General features: G+C 69.8%; 17 protein-coding genes. 8 read left to right on the top strand and 9 right to left on the bottom strand.

Going from position 1 to position 19,996, the window contains the following annotated elements; translation table 11 throughout:
- Positions 1-104: 104 nt before the first annotated feature.
- Positions 105-518: a hypothetical protein gene (locus ACZ6ZQ_RS04915; RefSeq protein ID WP_469767133.1), complete on the bottom strand. Its 414-nt coding sequence runs from the start codon at positions 516-518 to the stop codon at positions 105-107.
- Positions 519-781: 263 nt separating this feature from the next.
- Here ACZ6ZQ_RS04915 and ACZ6ZQ_RS04910 point away from each other — a divergent pair, with 263 nt between their 5' ends.
- Positions 782-1,396: a hypothetical protein gene (locus tag ACZ6ZQ_RS04910; RefSeq protein WP_469767132.1), complete on the top strand. Its 615-nt coding sequence runs from the start codon at positions 782-784 to the stop codon at positions 1,394-1,396.
- Positions 1,397-1,583: 187 nt separating this feature from the next.
- Here ACZ6ZQ_RS04910 and ACZ6ZQ_RS04905 read toward each other — a convergent pair whose 3' ends face one another.
- A complete protein-coding gene (locus ACZ6ZQ_RS04905; protein WP_469767131.1) occupies positions 1,584-3,416 on the bottom strand; it encodes a hypothetical protein in 1,833 nt (610 codons plus the stop codon).
- 398 nt (positions 3,417-3,814) lie between these two features.
- Here ACZ6ZQ_RS04905 and ACZ6ZQ_RS04900 point away from each other — a divergent pair, with 398 nt between their 5' ends.
- Positions 3,815-4,510 (top strand): L,D-transpeptidase, encoded by a 696-nt coding sequence (locus ACZ6ZQ_RS04900; RefSeq protein WP_469767130.1) that lies wholly within the window; start codon positions 3,815-3,817, stop codon positions 4,508-4,510.
- 342 nt (positions 4,511-4,852) lie between these two features.
- On the opposite strand, the gene ACZ6ZQ_RS04895 is transcribed toward ACZ6ZQ_RS04900, so the two are convergent.
- The 4 genes from ACZ6ZQ_RS04895 to ACZ6ZQ_RS04880 form a co-directional block, all read right to left on the bottom strand.
- Positions 4,853-5,680, bottom strand: a complete 828-nt coding sequence (locus tag ACZ6ZQ_RS04895) for an ABC transporter permease (RefSeq protein WP_469767129.1) — start codon at positions 5,678-5,680, stop codon at positions 4,853-4,855.
- Positions 5,681-5,682: 2 nt separating this feature from the next.
- Complete coding sequence (locus ACZ6ZQ_RS04890) at positions 5,683-6,492, bottom strand: ABC transporter ATP-binding protein (protein ID WP_469767318.1); 810 nt, start codon at positions 6,490-6,492, stop codon at positions 5,683-5,685.
- A gap of 1,293 nt (positions 6,493-7,785) precedes the next feature.
- Positions 7,786-8,607 (bottom strand): adhesin, encoded by an 822-nt coding sequence (locus ACZ6ZQ_RS04885; RefSeq protein ID WP_469767128.1) that lies wholly within the window; start codon positions 8,605-8,607, stop codon positions 7,786-7,788.
- 120 nt (positions 8,608-8,727) lie between these two features.
- Positions 8,728-9,654 (bottom strand): adhesin, encoded by a 927-nt coding sequence (locus tag ACZ6ZQ_RS04880; RefSeq protein ID WP_469767127.1) that lies wholly within the window; start codon positions 9,652-9,654, stop codon positions 8,728-8,730.
- Between the two features lie 175 nt (positions 9,655-9,829).
- Between ACZ6ZQ_RS04880 and ACZ6ZQ_RS04875 the strand changes: the two genes are divergently transcribed.
- A complete protein-coding gene (locus tag ACZ6ZQ_RS04875; protein ID WP_469767126.1) occupies positions 9,830-10,684 on the top strand; it encodes a MerR family transcriptional regulator in 855 nt (284 codons plus the stop codon).
- A 64-nt stretch (positions 10,685-10,748) separates the two neighbouring features.
- On the opposite strand, the gene ACZ6ZQ_RS04870 is transcribed toward ACZ6ZQ_RS04875, so the two are convergent.
- Complete coding sequence (locus tag ACZ6ZQ_RS04870) at positions 10,749-11,684, bottom strand: LysR family transcriptional regulator (RefSeq protein WP_469767125.1); 936 nt, start codon at positions 11,682-11,684, stop codon at positions 10,749-10,751.
- A 71-nt stretch (positions 11,685-11,755) separates the two neighbouring features.
- On the opposite strand from ACZ6ZQ_RS04870, the gene ACZ6ZQ_RS04865 reads away from it, so the two are divergent.
- Positions 11,756-12,430 (top strand): maleylpyruvate isomerase family mycothiol-dependent enzyme, encoded by a 675-nt coding sequence (locus tag ACZ6ZQ_RS04865; RefSeq protein ID WP_469767124.1) that lies wholly within the window; start codon positions 11,756-11,758, stop codon positions 12,428-12,430.
- 3 nt (positions 12,431-12,433) lie between these two features.
- Positions 12,434-12,913: an anthrone oxygenase family protein gene (locus tag ACZ6ZQ_RS04860; RefSeq protein ID WP_469767123.1), complete on the top strand. Its 480-nt coding sequence runs from the start codon at positions 12,434-12,436 to the stop codon at positions 12,911-12,913.
- A 26-nt stretch (positions 12,914-12,939) separates the two neighbouring features.
- Here ACZ6ZQ_RS04860 and ACZ6ZQ_RS04855 read toward each other — a convergent pair whose 3' ends face one another.
- Together ACZ6ZQ_RS04855 and ACZ6ZQ_RS04850 are read right to left on the bottom strand one after the other, a co-directional pair.
- The gene (locus ACZ6ZQ_RS04855; RefSeq protein WP_469767122.1) at positions 12,940-14,880 is read right to left on the bottom strand and encodes an MFS transporter; all 1,941 of its coding nucleotides are present in this window, start codon (positions 14,878-14,880) and stop codon (positions 12,940-12,942) included.
- Between the two features lie 148 nt (positions 14,881-15,028).
- Complete coding sequence (locus tag ACZ6ZQ_RS04850; RefSeq protein ID WP_469767121.1) at positions 15,029-17,554, bottom strand: hypothetical protein; 2,526 nt, start codon at positions 17,552-17,554, stop codon at positions 15,029-15,031.
- A 193-nt stretch (positions 17,555-17,747) separates the two neighbouring features.
- Here ACZ6ZQ_RS04850 and ACZ6ZQ_RS04845 point away from each other — a divergent pair, with 193 nt between their 5' ends.
- The 3 genes from ACZ6ZQ_RS04845 (at position 17,748) to ACZ6ZQ_RS04835 (ending at position 19,995) form a co-directional block, all read left to right on the top strand.
- On the top strand, positions 17,748-18,467 hold the full coding sequence (locus tag ACZ6ZQ_RS04845; protein ID WP_469767120.1) for a GOLPH3/VPS74 family protein: 720 nt from the start codon (positions 17,748-17,750) through the stop codon (positions 18,465-18,467).
- A 255-nt stretch (positions 18,468-18,722) separates the two neighbouring features.
- Positions 18,723-19,580 (top strand): helix-turn-helix domain-containing protein, encoded by an 858-nt coding sequence (locus ACZ6ZQ_RS04840; RefSeq protein WP_453668696.1) that lies wholly within the window; start codon positions 18,723-18,725, stop codon positions 19,578-19,580.
- Between the two features lie 214 nt (positions 19,581-19,794).
- A complete protein-coding gene (locus ACZ6ZQ_RS04835; RefSeq protein ID WP_469767119.1) occupies positions 19,795-19,995 on the top strand; it encodes a DUF397 domain-containing protein in 201 nt (66 codons plus the stop codon).
- Position 19,996 lies beyond the last annotated feature (1 nt).

Raw genomic sequence — 19,996 nt, 5'->3', positions numbered from 1 at the left:
CTCATTCTCCTCCCTCACCTGACGACAACCCTGCGGATGAGCGTGCCGGACCACCGCGTCCCAGGGATGTCTTTGGCATCCACGTCCGAGATCGACGGCTCTGATCACTCGCGGCCGGACCACAGTCCGGCGATGACGTCAGCGCCGGACCACCGTCCGGCGATGACGCCAGCGGCCGACACCAACACGGCCGATCGTCGGCGCGTCCCGGCGGACTCACGCGGCAGGTTGGCGCAGCACGGGTCGGGATCCGCGGGCGGAACAGGGCCGGGCGTTGCATCGATGCTCGACAGGCCGGCGTCCACCTGGTCGCAGGCGAAGACGCGGCCGGGGCGGACCCGGGCGTACGCGAACCAGGTCCCCGCACGGGACGGCATGACGTAGCCGACCGGATAGCCGCCAGGGAGCCCGTCGTCCACGCATACGTACACGATCTCGGCGGCATCGCTCCGCTCCCGTGTGAGGAAGAGCATCCGCTGTTTCAGCAGGTTCGTGAGAGACCGGTCGATGACGGTCACGTTCGTGCCCCTTCCTCGGGTCGGGGCGGCGGCCGTTCCCCCTTCGACGGCCGCCGCGCCTGCGAACCATTTCGGAAGGCGCTGCGATGCGGAGTCGTGAGCAGTTGCTCGGCGGGGTCTGCCGGCCAGGCCGCTGGGGTGCGGCCCTCCTGCGAGGGCGTGATCCTTTTCTGGCAGGATCGGCGGGAGATCGATGGTCCGGTCGTGTGGGCGAGCTGCCCCGGCCGGACAACGGGACATTCAACGGGGAAAGTGAGAACGAGATGCGTACGTGGACTCGCGCCGTACCGGCGACGGTGGGTGCTCTGGCCCTGGCCCTGGCGCTGACCGGCTGCAACGACTCAGGTTCGGGGAAGAAGCGGGGCGGCTCCGGCTCCCAGGCGTCCGCGTCCGCTTCGGGCGCGTCCGACGAGAAGAGGACGTTCCGCCTGGGTGAGGCCAGCCCGGAGCAGGAAAGCGACATGAAGGCATCGTCGGGTGCCAAGTACACGGTCACGCCGACCAAGGTGCAGACCGGCACCAAGGCCGACATGGACAACTCCGGACTGAAGAAGGACAAGGAGGACGGCCCGCAGGTCCCCGTCTACGTGTGGTCGACGCTCACCCACAAGAGCGGCAAGGCCATGGAGATCGGCGACATGGACGGCGACCTGGCCGTCAGGACGGACACCGGCCAGCGCACCCGTGCCCTCATCGTCATCATGGGCGAGGCGAAGTGGCCCAACTGCCCGGCGACGGACTCGGGAAAGAAGCTGGCCGCGGGCCAGTCGGAGAAGATCTGCACCGCCTTCCTCATTCCGGAGGGCCAGAAGGCCGCCGCGGTGGAACTGACCCAGGGCTACTACAAGGAACCGCTGGAGTGGCCGGTCAAGAACTGACCGGCCTCCTTTGGACGCGACCGAGGACGCGAGCGACAGCGGGGCCCGCCCAGAGGGGCGGGCCCCGGCCCGTGCGGGCTGCAGCAGGCCGCTCGAACTCCCGTGACGCGGACGCGAGGTTCGTAGGCGCAGAACGACGCGGGGAGATCAATGAGCCCCGTCAGCAAGCACGGCGCGCAGCGTCTGCTCAGGTGCTGTCGGGCCAGGGGAACCCGAGCTCCTCGGCCCGCTCGCGGCTGCCCCCGCACACCCGCCCGTAGGTCTTCGGGTCCTCCTCGGCCAGCCGTTGCAGGGCAGCGGCGGCCTGTGCCTCGGGCGGGGTGCCGTCGTCCGGCACGACCCAGCGGAACTGGAGGGCGGCGCCGCCGGCCACGTCCGGCTTTCCTGCGGCGAGCCCCGGCTCGTACCAGAAGGTCACCACGGTGGTGTCGGGGTCGTCGAAGCCGCTGCTGATCCAGCCCCGGCCTGCATCCCATCGGCTCAGCAGCTCCGGCCGTTCGATCAGCCCCGCTTTGATCAGGCGGGCCGTGGTGCGGGCCGGCCAGGACCAGGAGCGGTCGGTCTCCGCCCGGGCGATCTCCGCGTCGTAGGCGGCGGCGTCGAACCGGTAGGCAGGCAGCTCGGGCGCGGGCTCCCGGGAACCCGGCATGATCCGCGGCCGCCGCCAGTCCTCCCACACCACGTGGTCTCCGGCGCGACGGATGGTGACGTAGAGCGCGCCACAGCACCCCTCGGAGCAGTAGGCCTCCGCGAGCTGCACCTCGCGGGGCTCCGGCCCGGCCCGTAGCAGGCCGTCGTCCAGCAGGTGTTCGGGGCTGTGGGCCGGACCGCGGGCGAAGACCGCCGGGACCACTGGACGCCCGTCGACGAGGATGCGGGTCTCGACGGGTTCACGATCCACGGGGTCGCCCGCCACCACCTCGATGCGCAGCCTGCCAGGCGCGTCCGGGCGTGTGAAGGGCTGCCGCCCCGTGCGCCGGATCCAGCCGGCCCGCTGCCGCTGGTCAGCCTCGCCTGCGGCGGTGTCCGCCGGCGAGGCCCATCGGAGCTCGGCCAGCAGCCGCCCGAGTGATTCCAGCAGCGTCGCGCGCCGGCCGGGAGCCCAGTCCAGCAGCACGCCGGGGCCGCTGCTCAGGTCCAGGGCGAGCGAGAGCAGGGTGGCATGGTTGTCGAGGGTCGGCGGCAGTAGGCCGGCCCGTGTGACGACTCTCTCGTACACGGTGAGCGCGTCGCGGTAGGCGAGGAGGTCGGTCGAGTCGTCGTGCGAGCAGCCCATGCGGACGAGGAGTCTGCCCGCCCGGGCGAGCAGGGCCGTGTCGGAGGGGTGTTGGTCGAGCAGGTCGGGCAGCCGGGTGGCTTCCGCGATCCGGCGGGCAGCCGTGCTGCTGACGAAGCGGGGCAGGGCGGGGAACGCGACCAGCTCCGTACGGATGGCCTGTTGGTCCTCCGTCCACAGGGCGCGGACGAGTGGTCGCAGCTCGTCGCGGCGGGCGTAGGCGGCGAGCCAGACGACGGCGGCGGACTGGCGGTCGAGGGCGTCGAGGGCGTCGAGGGCCGGGCCGGAGAGCACCCGGAGCAGCCCGAGGACGGAGAGATGCGGGACGTCCTCGGGCTCGCCGAGGCGGATGAGCAGGGCGAGGCCGGCGGTGACGGCGGGCACGGTGGTGCCGGTCCGGGTCAGCTGCCGGCCCAGGGAGCGGGCCGCGTCCCGCTGTCCGGCCGGCAGTGGCAGGTCGGCGACGACGGACCGGATCAGGTACGTGTGGCGGTCCCGGATGCCGAGCTGGGCAAAGCGGCGGTGCAGGGTGGCGGAGTCGTCCGGCAGCGGGTTCAGCGCTTCCCGGATGGCGGTCTTCGCCTCGTGCCAGGGCAGCAGGGCCTCGCCCGGTTCGGGCTTCCCGGGAAGGGAGTAACCGCGCCCGGGCGGGACTCCGTCGGGGGACTCACGCAGCAGGCGCAGGGCGCGGTCGTACAGGGCGAGCGGGAGGGTGAGCGCGTCGCGCTCTTCCTGGGCGCTCACCGGGCGGGGTGGGACTCGATTCCGTAGGTCATGTGCGCAGCCTGCCAGCCCGGTTCGTGCTCTGTCGAAAGAATTAGGGGAGGGATCCAGAGGGAGACCGGACGATCAGGGAGGCACCCCTGGCCACCGCCGACGTCCAGAGGTCGCTGACGCGATCCCGGCCGCACGCAATGCGCGCGGGTGCAGGAACCGGCGAGGCGGTGGGGGTGCTCTCGTCAAGCAGGGCGAAGGGCACCGCACACCGCCTTGGTCACACATACGGACACTGAATTCCGACGGCCCCGCGTCCGCGCGGGCCGCTGTTACAGAACCGTCTTCCTTCCGCGTGCAACTCCTACGCCCTCTGCACTGTCTACCAGGCGGAACTCGCACCACACGCGCATAAGGAGTCGACAGCCGTGGGGGACATTCGCCGACGAGGAGTCGTCGCACTCGGGATCACCGCGCTGGTGGCCCCGCTCACTCTGGTCATGGGGAGCACGACCGCTCAGGCTGCGTCGTGCACGACGCAGACCGGGCCGTACCAGAAGCAGGTCGAGAAGTTCCTCGGCCGCCCGGTGGACGGGAGGCAGTCGGCCGCCGACTGCAAGGCGATCCAGACATTCCAGACGAAGCACTCGATCAGCCCGAACGCTGGGCTGGCGGGCCCCATCACCTGGGGCGTCATGAATCTCATGAACAAGCAGAAGGCTGTCGGGACGAACCCGAACAAGGCCGGCAAGTGCCCGACCAGCAAGGGCCGCATCGCCTGCGTCGACCTGACGCTCCAGCTCAGCTGGATCCAGGACGGCACGAAGCTGGTGTACGGACCGGTCGCGGTACGTACCGGCCGTGACGGGCACGAAACCCGCACCGGCCTGAAGAAGATCACTTGGCGCAACATCGACCACGTGTCCAGCCTGTACAACGTGCCGATGCCGTACAGCCAGTTCTTCGACGGCGGCCAGGCGTTCCACTCGGTCGGCATCAGCGTCTGGGCACCGCCCGGCTCGCACGGATGCGTGAACATGACCAAGACCGACGCCGCCAAGTACTGGAGCCTGCTCCGCAACGGCGACGACGTCTTCGTCTACGGCCGCAAGCCCGGAACCTGAGAAACCCCGCGGCCGGACAGGTCCCTTCCGGTGGGAAGGGACCGTGCGACACGACTCACGCAGGACACGGCATCATCGGTGCCATCCGCTCCAGCGCTCCACCAGACGCAGGCCGGCCCGCTCGGCGAGAAGGTCGCTCTCGAACGGGAAGGCGTACCGCAGCACATGGTGAGTGGTCTGCGGCGTACCGCCGTCAACGCTCAGGACCGGGTGACCAGATCGAACTGCTCGTCCATGCCGGCGATCGGCTGCGTGAAGTCCCCCAGTACGGCGTTGACCGCATCTCGGATCGAGCGAGTCGGGCTGGATGGGGAAGATCGTGGAAATGTGCGTCAAGGCGGCTCATCGCGCGGTCTCAGTCTTCTTCAGCCGGCTGCCGGATTCCCGACGGGTCATCCGGTGCAGGATCCGGGGCGCGATCAGGAATCCCATGACCGCCCACAGACCGACGATGAGATACACCTTGGACAGTTCCCAGCTGCCCCCCGGTTCGGCGGCCAGGGCCGAGTCCGGCATGAGCGCGGCCCGTACGCCCTGGGCGATCCACTTCAGCGGGAATCCCTGCACGACGTTCTGGGCGACTTCGGGAAGCACCGTGACCGGAAAGTAGATTCCCGAGAAGATCAGCAGGGCGAGCAGCGGGATCATCACCATGCCGAGCGCTTCACGCGAGTTCGGCAGGAGGGCGCCGATCACCGCGCCTATGGGTGCGAGGGCCACCAGTCCAAGAGCCAGGACCGACACCAGGGTCAGCCAGTGCGCCGGGTCGCGCGGCAGTGAGGAGCCGAGCGCCAGCACCCCGGCGAGCAGCATCAGGGCCGCGCCGCCCAGTGCGGTCACCACCATGACGAGGGTCTTCGCGACCAGGTAGGCGGGGATGCCTCCGGGCAGCGTCTTCATCCGCAGGAGCGTGCCGTCCTCGCGCTCCACGGCCAGGGTCTGCGTCAGGGTCAGCAGCCCTGCCTGCACGACCATCGTCGTGACACCGCCGGCGACCATCAACTCGGCCATCGGAACGGTGCTTCCGGGGATGTCGCCGTCCATGACCGAGCCCAGGACGAGGAACATGAGGGGGGTGCTGAGCTGGGTGAACACCTCACGTGGGGTACGCAGCAGCTGCATGAGCTCCAGGGAGCCCCGGCGCAGGCCGACGGTGAAACCGTGAGACATGATCACTTCACCTCCGCGATCATGCGCAGATAGATGTCCTCGAGAGTGGGCCGGTGCACCTCCAGGTCCGGGACCGGGGCCCCGAACTTGTTGTGCAACTCCCAGGCGAGCCGCGACGGGTCGTCGGTCTGCTGCTCCTGCCGGACGCCGTCCGCCGACCAGACCACCCGGGCCTGGGCACGCGCCTGCTCGCCTAGTTCCTCCGCCGTGCCGAAGGCGGAGATCCGGCCGTCGATCAGGATGGCGATGCGGTCGGCGAGCCGCTCCGCCTCGTGCAGGTCGTGCGTCGTGAGCACCATCGTCATGCCGTCCGTCTTCAACCGCTCCACCAGGTCGTGGAATTCACGCCGCACGACCGGGTCGAAACCCGTCGTCGGCTCGTCGAGGAACAGCAGCTCCGGGTCGCCGATGATCCCCAGGGCGACGTCCAGCCTTCGCCGCTGGCCGCCCGACAGGTTCGAGCACAGTTGGCCGGCCTGCTCGTCGAGCCGCAGGACCTCCAGCACCTCGGTCACATCCCGGGGCCGCTCGTAGCACGAGGCGAAGTGGTGCAGGAGCTCACCGACCCGCCAGCGGGCGTGGTCACGCCAGGTCTGCAGGACGATGCCCAGCCGTCCGCGCCACTTTTCGTCCACGTCGTTCGGGTCTTTGCCGAGGACCGTGACCGAGCCGCTGGTGCGCCGCCGGAACCCTTCCAGGACCTCCACTGTGGTCGTCTTGCCGGCACCGTTGGGGCCCAACAGGGCGAGTACCTCACCATGGTTCACCGTGAGATCCACACCACGCAGGATCTCCTTCTTCCCGTACCGCATGGTGAGGCCGTCGACGGATATGGCGGGTGCACCCACCTCAGGCGGATTCCGAATCGGTCTCTCCCTTCTGTGCGTTGTCCTGTGCTCTGTGCTCTGTGCTCTGTGCTCTGTGCTTCTGGAGTTCGCGATGGACTGCTCGGAGACCTGGGCCTCCCGGGCCGCTTCGGCGACGGTCCGGTCCTTGAACAGGACGGAGATGACAATCCTTGCCTTCTCGCCGGAAGGCAGCGCAGGGGGACGGGCCATGGCTCACACGCCTTCGAAGGCCGGGAACGGCGGGAGAACCGATGTTGCGGGCCGGCTGTCGTGGATCGGCGCCGGATTCCGTCATTGCTCGCGGACCGCCGGGGGGAATCCCCCACGGCTGAGCAGACCGACCCCCGTCCGGGACGCCGGTGCTGCCAGGACCCGGCCGCCGGTGGCCACCACGCGTACGGCACTCACGAGCATCTGCGGGCTGATGTCCTGCTCCAGGACTCCCGCGGCGCCCTTCAGGAGTGCGTCCGCGGCGAGGGAGCGTCCAGCCGCCCGGCCGGGAGGACGACTTCGGGTGGGCCAAGGTGACTGCGCAGAGCCTCGATCGAGGACAGGGTCCGTGTCCGGGAGGGCTGATCTCCCAGCACGACCACCCGCGGGCGAAGCCGCGCAGCCGTCTCCGTCACGGTGGATCTCTGGCAGGCGCCATCCACCTCGATGCCGTCTTCGTGCTCGAAAACGCTGCGCAGCCCGGCTTGAAAACAGCACTTGGTCGTGCGCGATCACTGCGTCGATCATGCTTTCCCCCTGCTGGCGAGACGCACGAGGTCAGCGTGGTCTCACACGTAGCTTGCCTGTCATTGAGACCCTGATCAACTTTGCACAAGAAATTTGAGCTGGTCATGAGGCTTCTCACGTTCCGACCGGGACCCCGGCATCGGGGTTCCGCTTCGGTCGCGTGAGGCCGTGCCGCGGGCCGGAGTACGACTCGACCGGGAAGGCCGCTTTCGTTCGCCGACGGTGGTCGGATCGGGGTGAACCCCCGCCACCCGGGGGGTTCTTGAACCGACGATCGGCCGATGCATCAGGACGTCGGCACCGTTCATGATCAAGGCATCGGCATACGCCGGTGAAGACCGTGGTGAACTGGGGGGATCCGTGCGCTTGGAACACAGTGCCTTCGCGCCAGTCGAGCTCGGCACAGTCCCGGAAGTGAATCGGCTGCTCGCCGGCCTCGGGCTGGCCGAGCTCCGGCGCTTTCCCGTACCCGAACCTCGAACTGATCCCCCTCGGCACGGCCGGATGACACAACGGCCGTCAGGTGCGGCAGTTCAGCCTCATCTGGGCCGCGGCATGGTGTGCTCCCACTCGCTCGGCGGTGCCCCAGTCACGGCCGCGGTCGACGAGCTGGACCGCGAAGACCTTGTCGCCCTTGACCGGGTAGCTGCCGACTTGGACCAGGCTGCCTCGGTGGTCGGTCTGGCGGACGCCGAAACCGGTGTAGCCGGAGGTCACGTCGGCCGGGTCGGCGAGGACGCGGTAGAGCGTGGGGTCGCCGGCCACATCGGTGGCGTGGTTGGTGCGGGGCACGAACACGGCGAGTGAGCACTGCCGGTAGCTCCGGTCGAGGTCCCAGCTCCAGATCGCCGTACCCCCGTGGTCCTTGGTGGCGCTGCCCGACATGGGGACCGCGGTGAAGCTGCCGTCGCACGAGGAGTCGCGCTGCCCGCCGGAGCGGACGGTGTACCAGGCCGCGACGCCGTTCTCGAAGCGGCCCACTTCGCGGTAGTGGCCCGTCGTGCAGCCCGGGCCGGCCCACTCCTCGAATCCAGGAGCGGGCGACGTCGGGGACCCGGCCGGTGGTGAAGTCCCGGACTCGTCCTCGTCCGGGAGCGACGTGGGGCCGACCCGCGTCGGCACACCCCCGCCCCCGATGGAATCGGCGCCGTCCGCCGACGAGCGGCCGTCGTCGGCCTCGGAGCTGGTGAACATCGCGGCCGCCGCGACGAAACAGCCCAGGACGACCACCGCTCCGGCAGCGAGCAGGCCCTTGCGGAACCGGGAGAGCAGGGAGATCCGGCCGACGACCGTCTCACGGGCGACCCACGACGGACCCGCACCCTTACTGCCCTGCACCACGAATCCGCAGTCGGGACACCTCATGCCCGGCAGTGGGCTGTGCCTTTCACTGCCGCAACGATCGCACGCCATACCAGCTCACTATGCAGGAACCTCACACGTCACGGGGCGAGAACGCGTTCATGCCGTACAGTCCGCCCGGATCTGGGCCGCGGCGTGATGCGCGTCGTCGAGGTCCCCGGACCCCCAGTCCTGCCCGCGGTCCACGAGCTGGATCGTGAACTCCCCTTCCCGGACCGGAAGATCGTTCACGACCACGATCCCGCCGCGCATCGACCGCTGGTCGATCTCGAAGGCCGCGAGGATGCTCCCCGAGGCGCCGGGGTCCGCCAGTACGTGGTAGCGCGTCGGATCACCCGCGACGTCCTCGTCGCGGGGGCTCCAGGGAATGTGCACCGCCGCGGAGCACCGCGTGTAGCCGTTGCCCGGGCGCCAGTTCCAGGTGACCGTGTTGCCGCGGTCCCGGTCGCGGGCGCCGGACATGGGGACGGCGATGAAACGGCCGTCGCACGAATTCCCCTCGTGGCCCCCGGAGTCGACCTCGTACCAGCCGTAGCCGCCGTCCGAGAAGCGGCCGTACGTGCGCACGCCGTTCGCACAGCCGGGTCCTGCCCACTCGCTGAACCAGGGTCTTTCGGGTGACGGCCTGGTGGTACCGGACCTGGAAGGCTTCGGCCTGGGCTTCTGCTTCTGCTTCTGCGCGGGCGTGGGCCTCGCCCTGGAGGGTGTCGCGCTCGGCGACGGTGAGTCCTGCGGTACGAAGGTCGGGCCGACCCGGTCCGGCAGTCCGCCCAGCGCGACGCCGTCCACGACCGGGCTCACGTCGTCGTCGACGCGGTCGTCGTCACCGTCTGCGGTCGCGAGGAGCGTGGCGCTCAGCATCAGTACGCACAGGGAGGCCACAACACCCGTGCCCACGAGCATCGTTCGTTCGAAGAGCGGTTCCTTGGCCGCCCGGCCGGGTGACGCGGCATCGACGGTGCAGGTGTCCGACACCATTCCCGGCAGCGCGCCCCGGTGCGTGCCACCGCATTTGTCGCAGACCATGCGGGTCACTGTGCAACGAGGTTCATATCGAGCGGTAGGCATCAGCCGGTATCAACGCGATATCGATCCGCATCGATCCGCATCGGTCCTCGGGCGTCACGCCGGACACCTCGCGGTTGACCTTGCCCCTGGGACAGGGCACAACGTCCTCGGTGCCGGACGGAACGCCCGCCCGGTGACGGAGGATGGGCCCGTGCACGACGACTCCCTGCTCTCCATCGGAGCCTTCGCCTCACGGGCGCGGCTCTCGCCGAAGGCCCTGCGCCTGTACGACCGGCTCGGGCTGCTCGCCCCCGAGTACGTCGACGAGGCGACGGGCTACCGCTGGTACCGCGCGGACCAGGTGGAGCGCGCCCGGCTCGTCGCGCTGCTGCGGCAGATCGACATGCCGCTGGCGCGCATCGCCGAGGTGGTGGAGCTGCCGGGCGCGGAGGGCGCGACGGCGCTGGCCGCGTACTGGGCCGAGGTGGAGGAGCGCCGGGCCGTACAGGGCACCCTTGTGGCTCATCTCCGTGAACGGCTTTCGGGCAGGAGACCCACGATGTACGAGATCAAGACCGTGGACGTACCCGAGCAGGCAGTGCTCGCGGAGCGCAAGCACGTGCGGGAGGACGAGCTGCCGACCTGGATTCCGGCGGCTCTCGACCGCCTGGCAAAGGCAGCCGAGGAGTGCGGGGGCATCGCGGGTGCGCCGTACGTGGCGTACCACGCCGAGGTGTCCCCGGACAGCGACGGCCCGGCGGAGGCGTGCGTCCCCGTCACCGACGCCCGCGCCGCGGAGGCCTGGGCGTCGGCGAACGGCCTCGGCGCCGTGCTCCGCGTCGAGCCCGCGGGGCGGCTCGCGTACACCCGCATCACCAAGGCGCAGGTGGCGTACCCGCAGATCATCTCGGCGTACGACGCGGTCGAGGCGTGGATCGCCCAAGAGGGCCTGACGATCACGGGCCCCTGCCGCGAGGTGTACTTCGCCGACTGGGACTCGGCGACGGCGACGGACGAGGTCTGCGACATCGCCTTCCCGATCGTCTGAGCAGCCCCGAGCCCCGGGCCACCGGGCCTGCTCGGTACCGCCCGGTGGCCCGGGGTGGCCGTCCTCAAACTCCCGTGACTGTCTTGGTCGAGAGCAATTTCGGGACGGCTTCGCGCAGGCGGTCGAGGAGTACCCGGGCCGCGGGGCTCGAAGGACCGGCTGCCTGCCAGGCGAGCGCGATGCGGGCACGCATCTCGGGCCGGACGATCCGCAGGATGCGGAGCTGTCCGTCGAGGGCGGACTCGTCTTCTCCGGCAGGCAGCACGGCAATGCCCAGGCCCCGCGCGGCGAGCCGTGCGAGCACGTGCGGGGCTGCCGCCTCGAAGGTGACCCGGGGCCGGAATCCCGCCCGCGAACAGCCGCGTTCGAGCGCCGCGCGCACCCCGGTGCCGCGCGGCAGGCAGATCAGCGGCCTGTCGCGGAGATCGGCAAGCGCGACGCTCGTGCCGTCAATGCGGTCGAGAAGCGGAACGCCGGGCGCAACAGCGGCAACCAGCGGGACGTCGATCACCGTCTGGAAGGCCACTCCGCGCGGTGGCACCTCCTCTGCCGGCCCGAGGACGGCGATGTCGAGTTCGCCGGCCAGGAGCGCAGCCTGCATCCGCTCCGTGGTGTCCTCGATGAGTGCCAACTCGACCGAGGGGTGGGCGTCGTGGAAGTCCGCGAGAAAAGCGGCGATGTCGAAGGCGTGGCCGGTGGCGCCGGAGACCAGCCCGAGCGTGACCCGGCCGCGCAGCAGCCCCGTGTACGCATCCACCGTCTGCCGCACCGCCTCCGCCGAGGCCAGTGCGGCGCGGGCGTGCGGCAGGACCGCCCGGCCCGCCTCGGTCGGCGTCACCGACCGGCCGGAGCGGTCGAGCAGGGGCTGCCCCAACTCCTTCTCCAGCTGGCGGATCTGGGCGCTCAGGCCGGGCTGAGCCAGATGCAGCCGTGCGGCGGCTCGGGTGAAACCGCCCTCCTCGACGACACAGACGAAGTAGCGCAGCTGACGAAGCTCCATAAGCGATGATTCTAGGTACCAGCAGAACTATCTACTGGCGTTATCGCTCGGTCGGCCGCAGGCTTGATCACATGGAGAACCCGACATCCCGCAAGGGGAAGAACGCCGAGGTCAGGGGCGGGATCAGGGCCGCGATCGCAGCGGAACGCCGAGAACTGGCCGACCTGCTCGACACTCTGCGAGCCGACCAGTGGAACGGACAGAGCCTCTGCGCGGGATGGCGAGTTCGCGAGGTCGCGGCACACATGTCGATGGGGTTCCGGCTCTCCCTGCCCGTGGTGCTCGGCGAGCTGGCCAAGGCGCGCGGGAACCTTGACCGCATGACCGACCGGGTCGCGCGCAGGGATGCGGCCGCCCATTCCACCGCCGCACTCGCCGCCTTCCTGCGGGACAACGCCGACCACCCCTGGACACCACCGGTCGGCGGGCTCGCGGCGGCGCTCGGCCACGACGTGGTGCACGGGCTGGACATCACCGTCGCTCTCGGCCTCGACCGGCGCGTCCCCGAGGACCGGCTGCGCATCCTGCTCGACGAGATCCGGCCCAGCAGCCTGAGATTCTTCGGCGCCGACCTCGACGGAGTGCGGCTGTGCGCCGAGGACCTCGACTGGGCATACGGCTCCGGCTCACCGGTGTACGGCCCCGCCCAGGACCTCCTGCTGCTGGCATACGGCCGCAGGATTCCGGGCAGCCGGCTCCGAGGAGAGCCGAGCAGCCGCTTCACCCGGCCGGTCAAGGGAGCATGAACCATGCGCACCCGGCTCCTCCTGGCCGTGTCCCTGCTGTCCACCGGTCTGCTCGCCGGAGCCTTCGGCTACGGCGCCGCCAACCTCGTCCCGACTTTCGACTCCGTGCCCATCGACATGAGACTCGACTTCCACACCGAGCTGATGAAGATGAACGGGATCACCGTGCAGGGGGCGATGGCGGTCTCGGCTCTCAGCGCCGTCGCCCTGGCCGCCCTGACACGCGGCCGGGCCCGGGTCCTCGCAGCAACGGCAGGGCTCCTGACCGTCACGTCCTTCCTGATCACCCGGTTCGGAAATGTCCCGATCAACAGCCGTATCAAGCAGTGGGCCGCCACCACGCCGCCGGTCGACCATGCAGAGATCCTGCGCCGCTGGGAACTGTTCAATGACGCCCGTACGTGCACTGCCATAGTTGCGTTCGCCGTCCTGATCTCTGTTGCCCTGCGGCAGGCAGGCGAGCAAGCGACCGAGCACCACTGACCGACCCCGGGGGCTGCCCGGCCCCCTCACTCCTCCGCGCCGCGCAACTCCTCCGGACACGGTGTCCCGCGCGGCAGCTGGTACGGCGCTGCCAGGCGGTACACGCCCGGGCGCGGGGCGAGGAGTTCGGTCCATTCGTCGCCCGCCGCGTCCTCTTCCGCCTTCATGAGGCAGCCGGAGACGTTGACGAACGTCTTCGGCTCGTCGTCCTCCCGCAGCTTCGACGCCTCCGTCTCCTTCGGCTGCTCCACGCTCCGCCCCTCCCCGTCGACGAGGCCGAGCCACGGCGAGTACGGGATGCGGATCAGCACCCGGCCCGCCGTCTTCACATGGATCGTGAGCTCACCGGCGCCGGCCCGGTCCACCGTCGCGGGCGGATCGGCCAGCGGCATCGGGTTCCGGACGGAGAACAACTGCCAGTTCGCGTCGGACCAGACCCGCTTCAGATACGGCTGGCCCTGCTCGATCAGCTCCGCCTCCTGCCCGCCGCCCGAGTCCGGCTTGCCCGTCGGCAGCACCACGAAGTGCACGGCCCAGCGGTCCAGCCATTCGCGGTAGTTGGCAGCGCTGAGGGTGTCGTCGTAGAAGAGCGGGTTGCGCTCCATGTCCGCCTGCCGGTTCCAGCCGCGGGCGAGATTGACGTACGGCGCGAGAGCCGACGCCTCCCGGTGGCTGCTGGCCGGGACGACCTCGACGCGGCCCTTCTCCGCGCCGACCTCCTGGAGCTCGTTCACCAGCGGCGCGAGTTCACGCGTCCAGGACGCGGCCGGAGCCGTACGGACGATGTCGTCGACGCTCTTGAAACCGATCCAGAAGTTGAGCCCGACGAAGGTGAGGACCAGCGCGTACCACCTGCGGGAGCGCGGCACGGCGTACGGCAGCGCCGCCAGCAGCACCACACCGGCGAACAGCATTGCGAGCCGCGAGACGTTCGACCCGATCTGAGAGTCGACGAGGAAGGTGAGGAGGGTACCGAGGGCGTACACCGCCGCGGCGGTGCGGACCGTCCGCCAGTCCTTCGGTACGAGGACGAGCACGAAGACCCCGAAGAGGAACGGAAGCGACGTCGACGCGAACGACATCGGCTGCGTACCCGAGAACGGGAACAGCCACGCCGACAGCGCCACGACCACCACCGGGGCGAGCCCGAGCGCGTACGCACCCGGCCGGCGCCGGTTCAGGAACAGCGCTGCCGCGACGACTCCGAGGAAGAGCCCGGCAACCGGACTCGACGCGGTCGCGAGACCCGCAAGCGGCGCGGCGACGGCGGCCTTCGCCCACCGTTTGTAGCGCCACCGGTGCGGCCAGCAGAACACCGCCGCGACCGCCCCCAGCGCGAACATCATCCCCAGACCGAACGTGACCCGCCCCGACAGCGCGTTGCACAGGAACGCGAACACCCCGGCCAGCGCGCAGGCCAGCGGGTTACGGACGGCAGGGACGCGGGTGAGGATCAGCGCGGTCAGGGCGGCGGAGAGCGTGCCGACGACCATCATCGTCGTCCGCACGCCGAGGAGGGACATCAGATACGGGGACACCACGCTGTACGAGACGGGGTGCATACCCCCGTACCAGGCGAGGTTGTACGCGGAGTCGGGGTGCCGGCCGACGAACTCGGCCCAGGCGTCCTGCGCGGCGATGTCACCGCCACTGTTGGCGAAGAAGAAGAACCAGAGGAGATGGAGGAACCCGGCGAGGACCGTCGCGACGAGGACGGGGTGGCGGCTGAGGCGCGCCCTGAGAGCGGACGGAGCACCCTTGGGCTCCGTCGAGGAAGCCGAGGAGGTCTCAGAGGTCGAGGAGGTCTCGGAAGCCGAAGAAGTCTCGGAAGTCGGGGAATTCGTAGAGGTCCCGGAAGTCGAGGAGGCCTCGGAGCGGAATGCGGGCAGCCCTATTCGCGGCTTCGCGGTTCGCGGCCCCCTCGCGGCGCTGCTCTCGTCCGCACGTGTCGGCTCGGCGGTGGTCACTGCGGCTCCCGTGGTTCGCTTCCCGTGCTCGAGGACGCCGTCCCGGCTTCCGCAGGTTGCCCCGGGGGGCCGGATCCGGGGACGCTAGCACGGTGCCGATGCGGCGGACGGGGGCGCGAAAGATCGTGCCCCCGTCCGGCCGCCGATGTCAGCCCAGGTGGGTCAGCTTGGCGCCGAACCCGGGTTCCACGAGCTCGTCCTGCAGCGCCACCGGCACCGTCACCTGGCTTGCGCCCTGGCCCACGGTCAGCGAACCGACGACCGTGCCGGCCGCTGCGGCGTGCGGCAGCGCCTTGCCGCCGTTCGTCAGCTTCAGCTTCACCGTCAGGCCCGACCAGCCCACCGCCGCCACGTCCTTCGTCGCGACGACCGGCACCGAACCGCCCAGTCCGTCGTCGACCGTGCCGACGACCTGGCCCTTCTTGACGATCGTCGCGGACTTCAGCGCGTCCTGGGTGGCGAGCATGAGGTCCTTGCTCGCCCGGATCGCGGTGCCGAGGATCGGGGTGTCGTGCTGGGCGAGCACGGCACCGACGATCAGCTGGTCCGTGTCGCCGACCATCTTGTGGGCGGCGAAGAGGAGATTGCCGCCCGCCTTGGTGGTGCTGCCGGTCTTGATGCCGAGCGCGCCGTCGAAGGGCGGCAGCTCGTTGTAGTTCCGCCACTTCTTGCCGGAGGGGTCCGTCCACTCGGGCAGCTTGGTGATGTCCATCAGGGCCGGGATCTCCACCAGCTTCAGACCCAGCTTGACCTGATCCTCCGCTGTGCTGACGGTCGTCGCGTTCAGACCGGAGGGGTCCGTGTACGTCGTGTTCGTCATCCCCAGCTCCTTGGCGGCGTCGTTCATCTTGTTGACGAACGCCTCCTCGGAGCCCGCGTCCCAGCGGGCCAGCTGGCGCGCGATGTTGTTGGCGGACGGAATCATGATGGCCGACAGTGCGGCCTTCAGGCTGATCTTGTCGCCCTGCTTGACGGTGTTGAGCGTCGACTCGTTGTCCGTCTTGTCGAGCTGTCCCTCGGACTCGCCCTTGGCGTCGATCTCGATCATCGGACCCTCTTCGCCCCGCTTCAGCGGGTGGTTCTTGAGGATCACGTACGCCGTCATCGACTTGGTCACGCTCGCGATGGGCACCGGCGTCTGCTCACCGGAGCTGCCCAGCGCGCCGAGCCCGGACGCGGCCATGTAGGCCTGTCCCTTGGCGGGCCAGGGCAGCGTCGGGGCCGCGCCGTCGAAGGTGTACGTCGGCTTCGCCGTCAGCGACAGAGCGGGGGCCGGCAGCGGGCGTACGGCCTGTACGACCGCAAAGATGATCAGGAGCAGCACGACCAGCGGCGTCCAGATCTTGACCCGGCGGAACGCGGTACGGACCGGGGTCTGAGGCGGCGGCGGGGTGTTCGTCAGCTCGGCGAGCAGATCGAGCGGCGGCCTCGGCGGCAGCGGCTGCTGCTTGGTCCGCTCGGCCTCGGTGAGCGACGCGGGGGCGGCGGCGGGGGACGCGGCGGCGGGCCCTGCGTCGTCCCGGCGCAGCGGCACGAACTGGCTGGTCCGCTCGGCCTCGGGCTCGGGCCTGGACTTGGGCGCCGACTTGGGCGACTTGGGCTCGGACTCGCGCTCCGGTGCCGGCGTCGGCTTCGCGGGCGGCGGGGTGACCCTCAGCGCGGTGGTGTGCTCGGGCGCGGCTTCCGGTGCCGGCTTCGGCTTCGCGGGCGGGGTGACCTTCAGCGCGGTGGTCGGCTGATCCACGGCAGGCCGCGGCAGCGCCTTGAACACGGCGGTCGGCTGGTCGACGGGCCGGTCGACCGAGTCATCGCCCTCATCGCCCTCGGCGGCCCTCTGAGCGGCCTTCTGCGACGCCTTCAGGGCAGGCTTGTCGCCCTGCTTGGCACCGGCCCAGCTGGGCACCTTGGCGTTGCCCTCGTCGGCGTCGGCGTCGTCATGGGGCTTGTCGGCGTCGTCGGCCGCCTTGCGGGACGCGGGAGCCGCGGCCTCCTCCTCGGGACCGTCCGAGTCCGCGGCGTCGTCCCCGGGCTCCGCCGAGTCGTCTTCGGCAGCCGCTTCGGCCGGAGCCGAATCGTCCTCTTCAGCTTCAGCCTCGGGCGTGGGCGCAGGCTCGGCTTCGGCTTCGGCCTCGGCCGTCGCAGCTTCCGCCTCGTCGGCGGCAGCGTTCGCCTCCGGCTCCTCCGACTCCTCCGGGCCGTCCGCGTCACCGGTGACAGCGTCGTCGTCGGAAGCGCCCTCACGAGCCGTCTCGTCCGCGGCGGACTCGGCCTTACCCTCCGCTGTCTCCGCCGTCTCCGCCGCCTTCGTAGCCTCCGTGGAGACCCACGCCGCCACCGCCGCACGGAGCCGGGCATCGCCGTTCGGCGTGTCCTCCGCCGCGTCGCGCTCAGCCGCCGAAGCGGATCCGGAACCGGATTCGGAACCGGATTCGGGCTCCGGGGCGTCCCCGTCGCTGTCCGAAGACGACGGCTCCGTGGCCGACGTCTCCGAAACCGACGGCGGCGTCCTGAACACCGCCGTAGGCTGGTCTACCCGTCCCTCGGTGGGCGCCCCCGCCGAACGGGCCACGGCAAGCCGCGGATCACGTTCGCTCGGAGTCGTCTCCCCCGACGACTTCTGCTGCTCCGACTTGTCGGGGGACTCGCCCGCCACCGTGCCTCCTCCATGCGCCATGCGTGAACCGCCGAGGCGATGTCACCGCCGACATCGCTGTCCGAACCATCTACCAGTGTCCTGTGTGAGCACTTGGCTCCCGTGCTAGACGAGAACGACATACCTGCCGGTTCCCGTACGAAGCACCCAGGCGCTCTCGACAGACCAATGTGAGAGGGGTCACCCTGTCATTCATCCACGCGGGGAGGCATGGATGGGCAGGAGCCGCAGAACTATTCCGGAGGAGCTTCTGCTGCTCGCTCTGGACCCGGCCACGGGTACCACAGCGCAGCCGCAGTCGCTCGACCTCGGCCTGGCCGGAGCACAGCTAGTGGAGCTGGCTCTGGCAGGACGGATAGCCCCAGACGGGGATCGTATCGCCGTGGTGATGCCACGGCCGACAGGAGATCCGACACTGGACTCCGCACTGGAGCTGTTGCGCAGACGCGGCAGCCCGGTCCGGGCCGTCCACTGGATCGGCGGGCCCCGGCTGGGGCTGCGCCAGACCTACCTTTCGCATCTGGAAAGGTGCGGCATGGTGCATGCCGTGGCCGGACAGATGTGCGGGGTGCTGCCGACGACTCGCTATCAGGCGACGGACACGGCGATCAGCCGGGAAATCAGGGCCCGGCTGGACAGTGCGATCCGCACCGGCGTACCGCCGGACCCGCGGACCGCGGCGCTCGCCGCGCTGGCCCACGCGGTCGGTCTCGGCAAGCACCTCTACCCCGGCAACGAGGGGCGGTCCTCCCGCTCCCGGCTCCGGGATCTGATCAGGCACGACCCCATGGGCGGCCTCGTGGCGCACGCCGTGATGGACGTCCAGAACGGTGCGGCCGCACAGCCCCGCCGTAACCCCGCAGCGGGCGGCCGCCAGTCGGCCGTACCGATGCAGCCGCGCCACGGGACCATGGCCCGCGTCGCGGCGCACTGAGCAGCACCGAACAGCACCAAGCAGCACCGAGCACCGAGCAGCACGAAGCAACCACACCGCCGCACCGCCGTCGTCCCCAGACCCGGTTCGGGAGCCGCACGAGTGCGCGGGGCAGTCAACACGACTGCCCCGCGCACTCACTTTGTCCCCCGCATTGTGCGCGCGTGTCGTCATTTCCCAGCGCGGCCAGCACCTTTGGTGGCAGTCTGCTGAGACGTAGATACGCACAGCAACAAAGCCGGAGGTGCAGTTCCCGTGGCGTCCAACGTCAACCCCACCGTCAGGCGCCGCCGTTTGGGTCAGGAGCTGCGTCGGCTCCGCGAGCTCAAGGGCATGACCGCGGAGGAGGTGGCGGAGCGCCTGCTCGTCTCCCAGTCGAAGATCAGCCGACTGGAGAACGGCCGGCGGTCGATCAGCCAGCGCGATGTGCGCGACCTCTGCGGGGTGTACGAGGTCGAGGACCACCGGGTCGTCGACTCGCTCATGCAGATGGCCAAGGACTCCCGCCAGCAGGGCTGGTGGCATGCCTTCGGCGACATCCCGTACAGCGTCTACATCGGCCTGGAGACGGACGCGGCCAGCCTCCGCGTCTACGAGCCCCAGATCGTGCCCGGACTGCTCCAGACCCGGGAGTACGCGGAGGCGCTCATCACCGGCGCGCTGCCGGAGACCCCGGTCAGCGATGTCGAGAAGCGCGTCCAGGTCAGGATGCGCCGGCAGGAGCGGGTCGCCGCGCCCGAGAGTCCGCTGCGGCTGTGGGCCGTGGTCGACGAGGCCGCGCTGCGCCGGGTGGTGGGCAACAAGGAGCTGATGCGCGAACAGCTCGAGTACCTGGTGGAGCAGTCTCAGCTTCCCCATGTCACGGTCCAGGTGCTGCCGTTCAGCATGGGCGCCCATCCGGGCATCACCGGGCATTACGCCATCCTGGAGTTCCCCGACACCTCGGATTCGAGCGTCGTCTACATCGAGGGCGTCACCAGTGATCTTTACCTGGAGAAGGCGAATGACGTCCACAAATACACCGTGATGTACGAGCATTTGCGGGCCCAGGCACTGAATGTGGACCACACCCGGGAGTTCATCGAGGACATCGCCAAGACGTACGCGAAGTAACGTACGAACGCCCCTCGTGGGCCGTACGAACCGCGCACGGGAGGCGCGAGGGCGCACGGTACACCTTCGCGACCTTTTCCCGGAAGAGCACATTGGAATATGCCATCCGGTCGAGTGAACGGACGTTCTCATCCGTCGAGCGTGCCAAGTAGCGTCGTGATCACGCCGTCAAGAACGTCGGCCGCACCGTCGAAACACGGAACCGGAGAAAGACATGGCTATTCACCAGGGCGCCACGGACACTTGGATCAAATCCTCATACTCCGGTGGAAATGGCGCATGCATCGAAGTCAAGTCCCCTGCCGTGCAGGCGATCGCCGTGCGGGACTCCAAGGCTCCCGAGGGCCCGTCCATCACCTTCGTTCCCGGCTCGTGGACCGCGTTCGTGCACGGAGTGACCAAGGGTTCGCTCTAGA

This window comes from Streptomyces sp. NPDC053673, from assembly GCF_055585225.1.
Note: the sequence above shows the minus strand (reverse complement) of the source record. Positions and strands in the feature narration are given on the sequence as shown.